14 protein-coding genes are annotated in these 12,566 nt (G+C 62.6%); 7 read left to right on the forward strand and 7 right to left on the reverse strand.

The annotated features are described in order from the left end of the window. Nucleotides 1–143: 143 nt before the first annotated feature. On the reverse strand, nucleotides 144–536 hold the full coding sequence (gene rpsI / locus H0W47_RS16795) for a 30S ribosomal protein S9 (RefSeq protein WP_188707544.1): 393 nt from the start codon (nucleotides 534–536) through the stop codon (nucleotides 144–146). Continuing rightward, nucleotides 533–988, reverse strand: coding sequence for a 50S ribosomal protein L13 (rplM, locus tag H0W47_RS16800; protein WP_296926457.1), 456 nt, complete (start codon nucleotides 986–988; stop codon nucleotides 533–535). Before rplM ends, rpsI begins: the two co-directional genes overlap by 4 nt. Nucleotides 989–1,446: 458 nt before the next feature. Here rplM and H0W47_RS16805 point away from each other — a divergent pair, with 458 nt between their 5' ends. The 7 genes from H0W47_RS16805 to paaE all read left to right on the forward strand — a co-directional run bounded on the left by H0W47_RS16805 (nucleotide 1,447) and on the right by paaE (nucleotide 8,476). Then, a complete protein-coding gene (locus H0W47_RS16805) occupies nucleotides 1,447–2,433 on the forward strand; it encodes a 23S rRNA (adenine(2030)-N(6))-methyltransferase RlmJ (RefSeq protein ID WP_296926459.1) in 987 nt (328 codons plus the stop codon). Between the two features lie 22 nt (nucleotides 2,434–2,455). Continuing rightward, on the forward strand, nucleotides 2,456–4,513 hold the full coding sequence (locus tag H0W47_RS16810) for a protein kinase (RefSeq protein ID WP_296926460.1): 2,058 nt from the start codon (nucleotides 2,456–2,458) through the stop codon (nucleotides 4,511–4,513). Nucleotides 4,514–4,608: 95 nt separating this feature from the next. Next, the gene (gene paaA / locus H0W47_RS16815) at nucleotides 4,609–5,616 is read left to right on the forward strand and encodes a 1,2-phenylacetyl-CoA epoxidase subunit PaaA (RefSeq protein WP_296926462.1); all 1,008 of its coding nucleotides are present in this window, start codon (nucleotides 4,609–4,611) and stop codon (nucleotides 5,614–5,616) included. Continuing rightward, complete coding sequence (gene paaB, locus H0W47_RS16820; RefSeq protein ID WP_296926464.1) at nucleotides 5,613–5,906, forward strand: 1,2-phenylacetyl-CoA epoxidase subunit PaaB; 294 nt, start codon at nucleotides 5,613–5,615, stop codon at nucleotides 5,904–5,906. The genes paaA and paaB overlap by 4 nt, the downstream gene beginning before the upstream one ends. Further along, the gene (gene paaC / locus H0W47_RS16825) at nucleotides 5,906–6,655 is read left to right on the forward strand and encodes a 1,2-phenylacetyl-CoA epoxidase subunit PaaC (RefSeq protein ID WP_296926466.1); all 750 of its coding nucleotides are present in this window, start codon (nucleotides 5,906–5,908) and stop codon (nucleotides 6,653–6,655) included. Before paaB ends, paaC begins: the two co-directional genes overlap by 1 nt. 67 nt (nucleotides 6,656–6,722) lie before the next feature. Next, nucleotides 6,723–7,235 (forward strand): 1,2-phenylacetyl-CoA epoxidase subunit PaaD, encoded by a 513-nt coding sequence (gene paaD / locus H0W47_RS16830; RefSeq protein WP_296926468.1) that lies wholly within the window; start codon nucleotides 6,723–6,725, stop codon nucleotides 7,233–7,235. A gap of 122 nt (nucleotides 7,236–7,357) precedes the next feature. Further along, nucleotides 7,358–8,476 (forward strand): 1,2-phenylacetyl-CoA epoxidase subunit PaaE, encoded by a 1,119-nt coding sequence (gene paaE, locus H0W47_RS16835; RefSeq protein WP_296926470.1) that lies wholly within the window; start codon nucleotides 7,358–7,360, stop codon nucleotides 8,474–8,476. Between the two features lies 1 nt (nucleotide 8,477). On the opposite strand, the gene H0W47_RS16840 is transcribed toward paaE, so the two are convergent. From H0W47_RS16840 to H0W47_RS16860, 5 genes are all read right to left on the reverse strand, one after another. Continuing rightward, nucleotides 8,478–8,810, reverse strand: coding sequence for a hypothetical protein (locus H0W47_RS16840; protein WP_296926473.1), 333 nt, complete (start codon nucleotides 8,808–8,810; stop codon nucleotides 8,478–8,480). Between the two features lie 288 nt (nucleotides 8,811–9,098). Then, nucleotides 9,099–10,130 carry a cytochrome d ubiquinol oxidase subunit II gene (locus H0W47_RS16845; RefSeq protein WP_296926475.1) on the reverse strand — a complete coding sequence of 344 codons (1,032 nt, stop codon included), beginning with the start codon at nucleotides 10,128–10,130 and terminating at the stop codon, nucleotides 9,099–9,101. Next, nucleotides 10,123–11,538, reverse strand: coding sequence for a cytochrome ubiquinol oxidase subunit I (locus tag H0W47_RS16850; protein ID WP_296926477.1), 1,416 nt, complete (start codon nucleotides 11,536–11,538; stop codon nucleotides 10,123–10,125). Before H0W47_RS16850 ends, H0W47_RS16845 begins: the two co-directional genes overlap by 8 nt. A gap of 2 nt (nucleotides 11,539–11,540) precedes the next feature. Further along, complete coding sequence (locus H0W47_RS16855; RefSeq protein WP_296926479.1) at nucleotides 11,541–12,146, reverse strand: GbsR/MarR family transcriptional regulator; 606 nt, start codon at nucleotides 12,144–12,146, stop codon at nucleotides 11,541–11,543. A 225-nt stretch (nucleotides 12,147–12,371) separates the two neighbouring features. Further along, the coding region (locus tag H0W47_RS16860; RefSeq protein ID WP_296926481.1) for a hypothetical protein at nucleotides 12,372–12,566 on the reverse strand (195 nt) is incomplete at its 5' end.

Below are 12,566 nucleotides of genomic sequence, written 5' to 3' on the forward strand. Positions count from 1 at the left end.
GTGCACGCAGATGCGCCGGCCGGCGGACTGGGGCCGGTAAGCAACGCAAGCGCTTGTGTCGCTGCAGCATGCGGCGACACGGCCATGAAAAAAGCCGCCAGGCGCAAGGCCGGGCGGCTTTTTTCGGGGACAGCAGAAACGTTTTAACGCTTGCTGAACTGCTTGCGGCGGCGTGCCGAACGGAAACCGACCTTTTTACGCTCGACTTCACGGGCGTCACGGGTGACGAAGCCGGCCTGGCTCAGCACCGGCTTGAGTGTGGTGTCGTAGTCAATCAGTGCACGGGTGATGCCGTGACGGATCGCGCCGGCCTGGCCGGACTCACCGCCGCCGTGAACGTTGACCATGATGTCGAAGGTTTCGACATGGTTGGTCAGGTGCAGCGGCTGCTTGCAGATCATGATCGAGGTTTCGCGACCGAAGAAGGTCTGGATGTCGCGGTCATTGACCGTGATCTTGCCAGTGCCTTTTTTGATAAACACGCGGGCGACGCTGGATTTGCGACGGCCGGTGCCATTGTTCCAATCACCGATCATTTGGCTACCCCGTTAGATAAAGCTGCAATTTCAAGCACTTTGGGCTGTTGGGCAGTATGCGGGTGCTCTGCACCACCATAGACCTTGAGCTTCTTGATCATGGCGTAGCCGAGCGGGCCCTTGGGCAACATGCCCTTGACGGCTTTTTCCAGAGCGCGGCCTGGGTGCTTGGCCTGCATGTCCTTGAAATTGGTCGCCGAGATGCCGCCGGGGTAACCGGAATGGCGGTAGTAGATCTTGTCAGTCGACTTGGCGCCGGTGACGCGCAGCTGGGCTGCGTTGATGATGACAATGAAGTCACCGGTATCGACGTGAGGCGTATAAATGGCCTTGTGTTTGCCGCGCAAACGGAGAGCAACTTCGCTGGCTACTCGTCCGAGGACCTTGTCGGTCGCGTCAATCACAAACCACTCATGCACCACGTCAGCGGGTTTTGCGCTGAAAGTTGTCATGGTTTACTTTTCAAAAGTTGGTTTGAGCAGCCCTTTTCCACGGTCGGTGTTTCTCTGATGGAAACCTCTTAGGTGGGGAAAGATACTTCGCCGCGGGGCCAGCCAGTCGCTGCGAAGCCCACGATTATACAAAGCTGGCGGTTTTTCCGCCAGTCCTTGCCCCTTAAAGGACGGAAGCGGGCCTTTTTCTGCGACTGCAGGCCCAAAAGCCGTCGAATTTTCGGCTGTTCTGGATCTTCGCGTGGTTTTCCATGCACAGGGGCAGCGCGGCCAGAGCGGGTTTCTGGCACTCGCGGCTGGTACCCAGTGGCCCGCCGACAAAGCTGCGAGCAACGCATGCGAGGCGTGGATCGGGCAAGGCAGGCGACCGTCGCCGCAGCCGGGAACCGCCGTCGCAGCGCCGGCAAGCCGCCAGGCTGCGGGCACTTGCCGCCGGCCAAGCCCGTTAACATAGGCCCATGTTCAGTTACCGCCACGCCTTTCATGCCGGCAACCACGCCGACGTGCTCAAGCACACCACGCTGATCGCGTTGATGAAGTATTTGACCCAGAAAGACACGGCACTCACCGTGTTCGACACCCATGCGGGTGCTGGCCTGTACCGGCTCGACGGCGATTACACCGAAACCAGCGGCGAGGCCAAAGACGGTGTGTTTCGCCTGATTTCAGTACCAAATGTGCCTCTAACCCCCGCCGGTACTGCGCAAACAGCTATCAAAACAATAGCGTCACGAAAAGCAAAACCGCCCGCCAATGAGGCGCTGGCACCGGCCCTGCAGGATTATGTCGACCTGCTGCGCAGCCTGAACCAGGCTTTTGCCGAAACCGGCGACCCGGCCCAGCTGAAGATCTACCCCGGCTCGCCTTTCATCGCGCAAAAATTCCTCAGCGGCCGCGACAAGCTCAAGCTGTTCGAGCTGCATCCCACCGACTTCAAGTCGCTCAGCGGCAACATTGAGCAACTCGGCGCGGGCCGGCAGGTCAGCGTCACGCGCGAAGACGGCTTTGAAGTGCTGAAGACTTTTTTGCCGCCACCGGCCCGGCGCGCCATGGTGCTGTGTGACCCGAGTTACGAAATCAAGACCGACTACGCGCGGGTGGTCGCCTGCATGGCTGACGCCGTCAAGCGTTTTGCCACCGGCACCTATGTGGTCTGGTACCCCATCATTCCGCGGCCGGAAGCGCACGACCTACCGCGCAAACTCAAAACCCTGGCGGTCAAGGCCGGCCGCAGCTGGCTCAATGCGACCCTGACCGTCAAGTCCAGCAAGCTGACCACCGACGAATCCGGCGACGTCAAGCGGCCCGGCCTGCCGGCCAGCGGCATGTTTGTGATCAACCCGCCGCACACCCTGAAGGCCGAATTGCAGGCCGCCCTGCCGCAGATGGTGGCGCGCCTGGGCCAGGACCGCAACGCGGGTTTCACGCTGGAACACGGCGGCTGACGCAGCCGGCAAGGGACCGACGATGGCGCTGATTCTGGTGGTCGAGGACGAAGATGCCATCCGCAGCAACATCGTTCGCCTCTTGAGCCTCGAAGGTTTCGAGACCGTGGCCGCGGCCGACGGCGAAGCCGGGCTGGCCCAGGCCCGGTCGCGCACGCCGGACCTGATCATCTCGGACGTCAACATGCCCGGCATGGACGGCTTTGCGCTGCTGGCGGCGGTGCGTGCCGACGGCCAACTGGCGACCACGCCTTTTGTGCTGCTGACCGCGCTGGACGACCGTGGCAGCATGCGGCGCGGCATGACCGGCGGCGCCGACGACTACCTGTCCAAACCCTTCACGCGCACCGAACTGCTGGATGCGGTGGAGGCCCAGATCCGCAAAAAGGCCCGCGTCGAGGAACGTATCAACACGGGACTGGCCGCGCTGGAGGTGCGCCTGCGCGCGTCATTTTCCGACAGCATGGGCGGCCGGCAGGCCAGCTCGTTTGCGCTGGCCGTGCCGCCCGCAGGCGGCGACCCGGGCCAGACGCTGCAGGCCACCGTGCTCATATCAACCATACGCAACTTCACCTCACTGGCCGAAAAGCTCGACGCCGCCGAGGTCTCGCAGTTGCTGACCGAGTACTTTGAACGGAGCTGCCAGCCGGTGCTGAAAAACGGCGGGCGCCACCTGAAGTTTGTCGGCGACGGGCTGATGGCGGTGTTTGCCGACACCCTCAGCGGCTCGCCGCTGCCGGCGCCGCGCCGCGCGATCTCTGCGGCACTCGCCATGGCGCTGGCCATTCAGGAATTCCGCGCCTGGCTGGAGCAGCGTTTCCCGGCGCGCGGCCTGCCGCCCTTTGCCATCGGTGTCGGCCTGCATGACGGGGAAGTCCGTCTTTGCCGCATGGGTGCGGACGACAGCGAAGACCTGACCCCGGTCGGCGACACCGTCGGCCTGGCGGCACGGCTGGAGGCCACCACGCGCGAGCGCGGCTGGACCGTGCTTGCCAGCGACAGCGTGCTGGCGCAAGCCGGGGCAGGCATACAGACCGGCACCCGCGACAGCGTGGCGCTGCGCGGCGGCCTGCCTGCGCTGGAGGTGATCGAGATCACCGGCCTCGTCACCCAACTCGACGACAAGATCCACGGCATGGCCAGCCTGACCGAACGCGCCGACGAAGTCAGCGCAGCGGTGAAGATCAATTCAGACATCACGGCTCGCGCGGTCAAGGACGCGCTGCAGTCCAAGCTGGCGGCGCTCAGGGGCATGCGTTTTGACGGCGCAGAAGGCGAGACCGTGCGGCTCAAGGGCTACCGCCTCACGCGCAAGATCGGCTCCGGCGGCATGACCGAGGTTTACCTGGCCGAACGCGAAAGCGACGGCCTGCCCATCGTGCTCAAGGTGCTGGATTCGCGCGGCAAGGAGGCGTCGGAGCACCTGGTGCGTTTCATCCAGGAATACGCCCTGCTGTGCAAGATCGATCACCCGCAGGTGATCCGCATCCATGACCAGGGCTTTACTGACGACCACGCCTACATCGCGATGGAGTACTTCGAACGCGGCGACATGCGCGCGCTGTTCGGGCCCGGCATGACGCGCGAACGCGCCGTGACGGTGGTGCGGCAGATCGCGCAGGCGCTGTCGGCCATCCACAGCCACGGCATCGTGCATCGCGACGTCAAACCCGAAAACGTCATGCTGCGCAACGATGGCAGCGTGGCGCTGGCCGACTTCGGCATCGCCAAGTCCATGTTGCAGGCCGACAAGCTGGACATGACCCAGACCCGGCACGGCGACGTGGTGGGCACGCCGTATTACATGAGTCCCGAGCAGGCCGGCGGCCGCGCGGTGACGGCGAGCACCGACCTTTACAGCCTGGGCGTGATGTTTTTCGAGATGCTGGCCGGCCAGCGCCCTTTTGTGGCCGAGTCGCTGGAACTGCTGCTGGCCAAGCACCTGCACGCCGAGACACCGGCCCTGCCGCCGGCACATGCGGCGCTGCAGCCCATCGTCAACCGGCTGATGGCCAAGGACCCGCAAGCGCGTTACGCCTCTGCCGATGCGCTGCTGGCTGACCTGGAACGCGCCGCCTGAACGGGCGAGCGCCAATTAACCGACCGAACGGTCGGTTAATTGATATACTGGGAAAAATCGCCTGTGAGGCGAGCCTCAGCGACAGGAGACAAGCCATGTACACCCAATCCCTTGACGTGCCCGATGGGTCAGCGCCCGCGCTGACAGCTGTTGGCGCGGCGCCCGACGCACTGCAAACGCGCTTCGACGAAAAAATCGACGCGGACCAGAAGATAGAACCGCAGGACTGGATGCCTGAGGCCTATCGCCGCACCCTGGTGCGCCAGATCAGCCAGCATGCGCACAGCGAAATCATCGGCATGCAGCCCGAAGGCAACTGGATATCGCGCGCGCCCTCGCTCAAACGCAAGGCGATTTTGCTGGCCAAGGTGCAGGACGAAGGCGGTCATGGCCTGTACCTGTATTCCGCTGCCGAAACCCTGGGCGTGGGCCGTGACAGCCTGCTCGATGCACTGCACACCGGCAAGGCCAAATACAGCTCCATCTTCAATTACCCGACGCTGCTGTGGGCCGACGTTGGCGTGATCGGCTGGCTGGTCGACGGTGCGGCCATCATGAATCAGGTGCCGATCTGCCGCTGTTCCTACGGCCCGTATGCACGCGCCATGATCCGCATCTGCAAGGAAGAAAGTTTTCACCAGCGCCAGGGCTTTGAAAGCCTGATGGTGCAGATGCAGGGCACCGCCGAGCAACGCGCCATGGTGCAGGACGCGGTGAATCGCTGGTGGTGGCCGGTGCTGGCGATGTTCGGGCCGCCCGATGCCGCCAGCACCAACACCGCCCAAGGCATGCGCTGGGGCATCAAGCGCATCTCCAACGACGACCTGCGCCAGAAATTTGTGGATGCCACCGTGCCACAGGCGGCGGTCCTCGGCGTGACCCTGCCCGACCCCGACCTGAAGTGGAACGAAGACCGCCAGCAGCACGACTACGGCGCCATCGATTGGGACGAGTTCTGGGAAGTCGTCAACGGCAACGGCCCCTGCAACAAGGAGCGCCTAGCAAACCGCGTGAAGGCGCACGAGGACGGCCAGTGGGTGCGCGATGCAGCGCAAGCGCATGCGGCCAAACAGCGCGCACGCCAATTGAAGGAGGCAGCATGACAACACCGCAAAATGAGTGGCCTTTGTGGGAAGTGTTTGTCCGGTCCAAGCAGGGCCTGGAGCACAAACACTGCGGCAGCCTGCACGCCGTCGATGCGCAGCAGGCGCTGCAAATGGCGCGCGATGTCTACACCCGCCGCCAGGAAGGCGTGAGCATCTGGGTGGTGCCGTCCAGCACCATCACTGCCAGCGAGCCCGACGACAAGCCGGCGTTTTTCGAGCCCATGGCCGACAAGATTTACCGGCACCCGACGTTTTATACAATTCCCGACGAAGTGGGCCACATGTGATGGATGCCGTCGCCACCCCTGTTCAAGCCCCGCTGGAGCAACTGCTGCATCTGGCCGACAACGCGCTGGTGCTGGGCCAGCGCAATGCCGAGTGGTGCGGCAACGGGCCGGTGCTCGAAGAAGACATCGCGCTGGCCAACATGAGCCTGGACCTGATCGGCCAGGCGCGCATGCTCTATCAGCATGCCGCGACCGTAAAGGGCGATGGCGCCACCGAGGATTCGCTGGCCTATTTCCGCGATGCCGCTGATTTCCGCAACTTCACCTTGCTGGAACTGCCGCATGCCTCTGCGGCATCGGAGCGCGACTACGCGGTGACGATTGTCCGCAACTTCCTCTACAGCACCTTCATGCTGCTGCAGTGGGAAGCACTGCAAAAGTCCCCCGATGCGCAGCTTGCGGGCATTGCCGGCAAATCGCTCAAGGAAGTGGCTTACCACTTTCGCCACTCGCGCGACTGGCTGATCCGGCTCGGCGACGGCACGGCTGAGTCGCATGACCGCACCCAGGCCGCCCTGAACCAGTTGCTGCCCTACACCGCAGAATTCTGGAACGGTGAAGCGCCGACGCTGCGCGTCCACTGGGACGAACTGGTCAACGATGCCTTGAACGAAGCCAGCCTGTCGCGCCCGCCGCTGCTTCAAGCCGCCCTGCCCCACGGCAAAGCCGGCCAACACAGCGAACACCTGGCGCCGCTGCTGGCCGAGATGCAGTCGCTGGCGCGCGCACACCCAGCGGCTCTATGGTGAACGCTGCGCGCTCACCACGAGCTTTAGGCTTTTATGAAACACCCCCCGCAAGCGGGCGGTGGTGGTGATGCAGGCCGCTGTCAGCCGGGTGCAGCAGGTCTGGGAGGCGCTGGACGCCGTGCCGGATCCGGAAATCCCGGTGGTGTCTATCCGTGAACTCGGCATTTTGCGCGATGTGCGCGAGGACGACGAAGGTCTGGAAATCATCATCACGCCAACCTACAGCGGCTGCCCGGCCATGGACCAGATTGCCGATGACATCCGCTCGGCCCTGGCGCAGCACCAGCTCAGCGCGCGCATCACCACACAGCTTGCACCGGCCTGGACTACCGACTGGATCACGGCGGCTGCCAAAGACAAGCTGCGCAGCTACGGCATTGCCCCGCCGCACACCCTGGACCCCAGCAGCGACCGGGTCGTCCGTTTTGCGCCGCGCCTGAGTGCCACCGGTGCCGTGGCCTGCCCACAATGCGGCTCGGCCAACACCACCGAGACCTCGCACTTTGGCTCCACCGCGTGCAAGGCTCTCTACAAATGTCTGAACTGCCTTGAGCCGTTCGACTACTTCAAAAGTTATTGATGCCCCCACGTTCGCTCACTCCGCGTAGCTCTTTGCCCCCCGAGGGGGCGCTGCGCCTGCGGCCCGGCAAAGCCGGTTCCGCGGCCCCGGCTGGTCAAGAAAACACTGGCAACTGACTTCACATGTCCTACTTCCATTCACTCACCATTTCACGCGTTACGCCCGAAGCCGCTGGCGCAGTGGCCGTCAGCTTTGCAATCCCGGCCGAGTTGCAGGACATGTACCGCTTCACGCCGGGCCAGTTCCTCACGCTCAAGGCAAGGATAGACGGCAACGAGGTGCGCCGCAGTTATTCGATCTGCAGCAGCACGCAGCATTTCGCTGCCCACGGCGAGATCGAGGTCGGCATCAAGCCGGTCGAAGGCGGTGTGTTCTCCAACTGGGCGACGCAGCTGCAGCCCGGCGAGACGCTGAATGTGATGCCGCCCGAGGGTCGCTTCACGCCGCGCAGTACAGGCGCGGTGCACCGCGTCGGCTGGGCCGCCGGCTCGGGCATCACGCCACTGCTGTCCATCATCGCCAGCACGCTGGCTGGCGAACCAGACTCGACCTTCACACTGGTCTACTGCAACCAGCGCAGCAGCTCCATCCTGTTCAACGAGGCGCTGCAGGACCTGAAGGACCGCTACCCGGCGCGCCTGAATTTGATTCACCTGCTGTCGCGCCAGACCCAGGAAGTCGCGCTGTTCAACGGCCGACTCGATGCGGCCAAGGTCGGCGAATTGCTGGCCAGCCTGGTGCCAGCCGCCACCATAGCCGAAACCTTTATCTGCGGCCCCGAGGCCATGATCGAAGGCTGCGAACAGACGCTTCTGGCTGCCGGTGTGCCGCGTGAGCGTATCCACAGCGAACGTTTCACGAGTGCCGGCCTGCCTGCATTCGCTATCAATTCAGGAGCTATTGACGCACGCCAAATAAGGGCTGAGGGCCAAAATGGCTTAAAACCCGCAGATGCCGCCGGGCCCATCCGCCTGTCGGTGCAACTGGACGGGAAATCCCACGAACTTCAGATGCACGCGCATGAACGCGTGCTCGACGTGGCGCTGGCTGCAGGACTGGACCTGCCCTACAGCTGCAAGGGCGGCGTCTGCTGCACCTGCCGCGCTAGGGTGCTGGACGGCGAGGTGGCCATGGAAAAAAACTTCACGCTGGAAGACTGGGAAGTCAAAAAAGGTTTTGTGCTGAGCTGCCAGGCGCGGCCGCTCAGCCCCCATGTGAGCATCAGCTACGACGAGCGGTAGCTCACTGCGTACGCGAATTCCAGATGTGCAGCTCGAAAAACGCGTTGTTGGCGGCGATCTGCATTTGGCGGAATACCGCACGCGTGGCGTGTTCGGCGGCCTGTTCCCAGCGGGCAATCGCCTGCAGTTCCTCGGCGGAGCGCGGAACAAGCGGATTTTCGGCGCGCATGGAACGCACCGCCAGCCATTCCACGTAGGCGCCGCGAACGGCGGACGGGCCACCCAGCACGTGCTCCAGCACGTCAATGAATTTTTGTTCCGCAGCCTGGCGTTGCTCGTCGCTCAGGCCATCGGCCGACTGCAGGGATGCGTTGTACTTGCTCTGAGTTCGCATAAGGATGGGCCGGCTATTTGGGGTGCGCCATTTTATCGCCAACCTGGGCCGGGATTCAACCTGAAAGCTGCGGTGGACGCGCCCGAGTGGGCCGTTGCGGGCGGGTCTGGGTAGGCGTAACAACGCAGCAGGCTACCGCCTGCAGGGCGGAGCAACGCCCCCAGGCGTGCCGCAGCGGCTCAATCGGGTGCGCAGCGCTGTTACCCAAAAGACGAATACAGTCGTAGCCTCGCATGTCAACGCCCATGCGGCCTGGTCGGCCGAAGCGGTCAACTGCGTTTTCCAGATTTAATACTTCAGAGCCACGCTTTTCCCCCAGAACACGCGGTAGGCAAACACCGTGTAGCCGATGATCATGGGCAACACCACCACCGCGCCGGCCAGAATCACGCCCATCGCGGCAGGCGCTGTGGCCGCCTGCCAGATGGTGATGCGCTCGATCACCAGCCACGGGAACAGGCTGTAGGCCAGCCCGTAAAACGCCAGCAGAAACACACCCACCGTCGCGCCAAACGGCACCCAGGCGCCGTATTCGTTGCCCTGACCCAGGCGCACCGGCAGGCGCTGCAGGCTGCGCCAGATCACCGCAAACAGCACCGCCGTGGCGATTGGAATCGGGATCAGCAGCACGATGTTTGGAAACGAAAACCACTTGGCAAAAATGACCGGGCTGACCAGCGGTGTGGCGACCGAAATTGCGGCAACACCGGCCATGGTGAACCACAGGCTGCCGCGCGCCCAGCGCACCGCCTTGAGCTGCAGCTCGCCTTCGGACTTGATGATCAGCCAACCTGCGCCCATCAGGCAGTAGGCAGCCACCAGCGCCGCGCCTATGAGGGCATTGAAGAGCATGTTCCACCAACTATCGGCAAAGCCGGTGATGAGCGATCCCAGCATGTACCCCTGGCTCCAGCTGGCCAGCAAGGAGCCGCTGTAAAACAGCCGGTTCCACAGCGGCTTGTGCGCCGCGCGCGCCTTCACGCGGAAGTCAAAGGCCACCCCGCGCAGCGTCAGGCCGATCAGCATGAAGGCCACCGGCAGGTAAAGCGCACCAAGGATCACGCCGTGCGCCATCGGAAAAACCGTCAGCAGTATGCCCACGCCCAGCACCAGCCAGGTTTCATTGGCGTCCCAAAACGGCCCGATGCTGGCGATCATGGTGTCCTTGTCATCGTCGCTGGCGCGGCGCATGAGCACACCCACGCCGAGGTCGTAGCCATCCAGAATCACATAGGCCAGCATCGCCAGCCCCATCACCACCAGGAAGACAATCGGCATCCAGCCGGCCGCTTGTGTCAGATCGGGCGCAAGATCAAGCATGGGCGGCTCCTTCTTTTTCCGGGTAGTTGACGACGTTGAGTTCCTTTTCGGTGTCACCCGCCGTGTGGTCGTCGCCGAAGGGTTTGTCAGCGTGTTTCTTGTGCCGCGCCAGGTAAAACACCACCGAGATATAGGCCACGATCAGCGCGGCGTACAAGCCGAGGTACATCACCAGCGTGAAGGCAATACGCGGCGCCGGCACTTTTGAAGCCGCTTCGGCCGACGTCAGCACACCGGTGACCAGCCAGGGCTGTCGGCCGATCTCGGTCACATACCAGCCAGCGATCAGCGCGACCCAGCCGGCAAACGTCATGGCCACCAGCAGCTTTGCTTGCCAGTCCTTGAGCTGCCGGCCGTTTCCAGCCTGCCATGGTTTGAGCTGCCAGGTTGTAGCCCAGCTGACCAGCAGCATCAGCATGCCCATGCCAACCATGATGCGGAAGGCCCAAAACACCGGCGCCACCGGCGGGTGTTTGCCCTCAAAGGAATTGATGCCCCGGACCAGGCCGTCGGCGTCGTGCGTGAGGTACAGCGAGGCGAGTTTGGGAATGGCAATTTCGTAGCGGTTTTTACGCGCTTCGCTGTCCGGCACGGCAAACAACACGGCGGGCGCACCGCGCTGTGTTTCCCAGATGCCTTCCATCGCCGCCAGCTTGGCGGGTTGGTGCTCCAGCGTGTTCAGGCCGTGCAGGTCGCCGGCGATGATTTGCAGCGGAATCAGCACGGCCGCAAGGTACACCCCGGTTTTCAGACTGGCTATGACTTCAGCGGTTTTGTCGTCGCGCAGCCAGCGGTAAGCTGAAATGCCCGCCACCAGAAAAGCCACGGTCAGGCCCGATGCCAGCAACATGTGCACCAGGCGGTAGGGAAAGGACGGGTTGAAGATCACCTCCAGCCAACTCGTGACGTGCGCCTGGCCGTTGATCATTTCAAAGCCGGCGGGCGTGTGCATCCAGGAGTTGAGCGCCAGAATCCAGAAGGCCGACAGTGTGGTGCCACCGGCCACCAGCAGCGTGGCGATGGTGTGCATGCGTTCACTGACCCGCTCACGCGCAAACAGCATCACGCCAAGCATGGTCGCTTCAAGGAAGAAAGCCGTCAGCACCTCATAGGCCAGCAGCGGCCCGGCGATATTGCCGACCTTTTCCATATAGCCCGGCCAGTTGGTACCAAACTGGAAACTCATGGTGATGCCGCTGACCACGCCCAGCGCAAAGGTCAGCGCAAAAATTTTCACCCAGAACTGGTAGGCGTCCATCCAGTGCTGCTGGCCCGTCTTGACAAACCGCAGCTTGAAAAACAGCAACACCCAGCCCAGCGAAATGCTGATGGTCGGAAACAGGATGTGAAAGGTGATGTTGGCCGCGAACTGAATGCGGGCCAGCAGGAAAGCGTCGAGTCCGTCCATGCTTAGCCTCTTTCTTTGTCGGCCGGGGTTTGCGGCACTGCGGCGCGGCCTGTCAATCCGGCCTTGACGCTGCTGGTGACCTTGCCGGTGGCTTCCAGCAGTTTCTGTACCTTGGCGCCCATCTTCATCAGCTTGATCAGCGTGGCCGAATCCATCTTCTGCACATCAGCGAGCCAGCCGGTCATGAGCTCGATCAGGTCGTGCATCTGCTTCATGCGCGTCTGGGCGTGAATGTCATCACCGGTAGAAGGTTGCTCCATCAGCGCGTCACGCAACATGGACAGCGTGGGATCAATCTCGCGCTTGCGCCGCTCTTCCGCCAGCGTACGAAAGATCGCCCATACGTCTTCCGGCGCCTGAAAGTATTCGCGCCTGTCGTTGGGCAGGTGCTGCAGCCGCACCAAATTCCACGACTGCAGCTCTTTCAAACCCATGCTGACGTTGGAGCGCGAAAAAGCCAGCGCCTCGCCAATCTCGTCGGCATTGAGGGCCTTGGGTGAAACGTACAGCAGCGCATAGATTTGCCCGACGGTCCGGTTGATACCCCAGCGGCTGCCCATCTCGCCAAAGTGCAGAACAAAACGCTGGGTCAGGGGGGCGAGGTTCATGGCTGCTGTTTTACTGAGTTTTCAGGAATTACTGAAATTATAGGAATTATTGACGCCAATCATGGTGCACGCTCTTTTTCCATGTCAGCCCAGGGGGTTTGCAGGCCGGCCAAAAAGGGAACCCTCCAAATCGGGGATGCGCGGTGCGCCCAGCAGCGCCTAAACTTGCGGCTACAGGGTTTGGCGCCTTTTTATTTGGCTGGGGGTGGTGGGGAAGATGAATATTCATTCAAGAACAATGACTTGTGCGTATTTGGCGGGTCCAGAATATCGAGCACGGGCCAGTTTATCGAGTAAGAACTTATCCGTAAATAAATGATAATCACTTTCCATGCGCGAGTGCCGCGGTTGGAGTTGTGATGGCAAAAGCCAAATCCTGGGAAGTGACTGACGAATTCTGGCAACGTGTTGAGACGTTGA

The sequence above is a fragment of the Polaromonas sp. genome (assembly GCF_013817205.1).
Taxonomy (GTDB): Bacteria; Pseudomonadota; Gammaproteobacteria; order Burkholderiales; family Burkholderiaceae_C; genus Polaromonas.

What these genes read in the sequence shown, in the direction of transcription:
- rpsI (WP_188707544.1), bottom strand. Translation starts at nt 536, where the DNA reads ATGATCGGTGATTGGAACAATGGCACCGGCCGTCGCAAATCCAGCGTC.
- rplM (WP_296926457.1), bottom strand. Translation starts at nt 988, where the DNA reads ATGACAACTTTCAGCGCAAAACCCGCTGACGTGGTGCATGAGTGGTTT.
- H0W47_RS16805 (WP_296926459.1), top strand. Translation starts at nt 1,447, where the DNA reads ATGTTCAGTTACCGCCACGCCTTTCATGCCGGCAACCACGCCGACGTG.
- H0W47_RS16810 (WP_296926460.1), top strand. Translation starts at nt 2,456, where the DNA reads ATGGCGCTGATTCTGGTGGTCGAGGACGAAGATGCCATCCGCAGCAAC.
- paaA (WP_296926462.1), top strand. Translation starts at nt 4,609, where the DNA reads ATGTACACCCAATCCCTTGACGTGCCCGATGGGTCAGCGCCCGCGCTG.
- paaB (WP_296926464.1), top strand. Translation starts at nt 5,613, where the DNA reads ATGACAACACCGCAAAATGAGTGGCCTTTGTGGGAAGTGTTTGTCCGG.
- paaC (WP_296926466.1), top strand. Translation starts at nt 5,906, where the DNA reads ATGGATGCCGTCGCCACCCCTGTTCAAGCCCCGCTGGAGCAACTGCTG.
- paaD (WP_296926468.1), top strand. Translation starts at nt 6,723, where the DNA reads ATGCAGGCCGCTGTCAGCCGGGTGCAGCAGGTCTGGGAGGCGCTGGAC.
- paaE (WP_296926470.1), top strand. Translation starts at nt 7,358, where the DNA reads ATGTCCTACTTCCATTCACTCACCATTTCACGCGTTACGCCCGAAGCC.
- H0W47_RS16840 (WP_296926473.1), bottom strand. Translation starts at nt 8,810, where the DNA reads ATGCGAACTCAGAGCAAGTACAACGCATCCCTGCAGTCGGCCGATGGC.
- H0W47_RS16845 (WP_296926475.1), bottom strand. Translation starts at nt 10,130, where the DNA reads ATGCTTGATCTTGCGCCCGATCTGACACAAGCGGCCGGCTGGATGCCG.
- H0W47_RS16850 (WP_296926477.1), bottom strand. Translation starts at nt 11,538, where the DNA reads ATGGACGGACTCGACGCTTTCCTGCTGGCCCGCATTCAGTTCGCGGCC.
- H0W47_RS16855 (WP_296926479.1), bottom strand. Translation starts at nt 12,146, where the DNA reads ATGAACCTCGCCCCCCTGACCCAGCGTTTTGTTCTGCACTTTGGCGAG.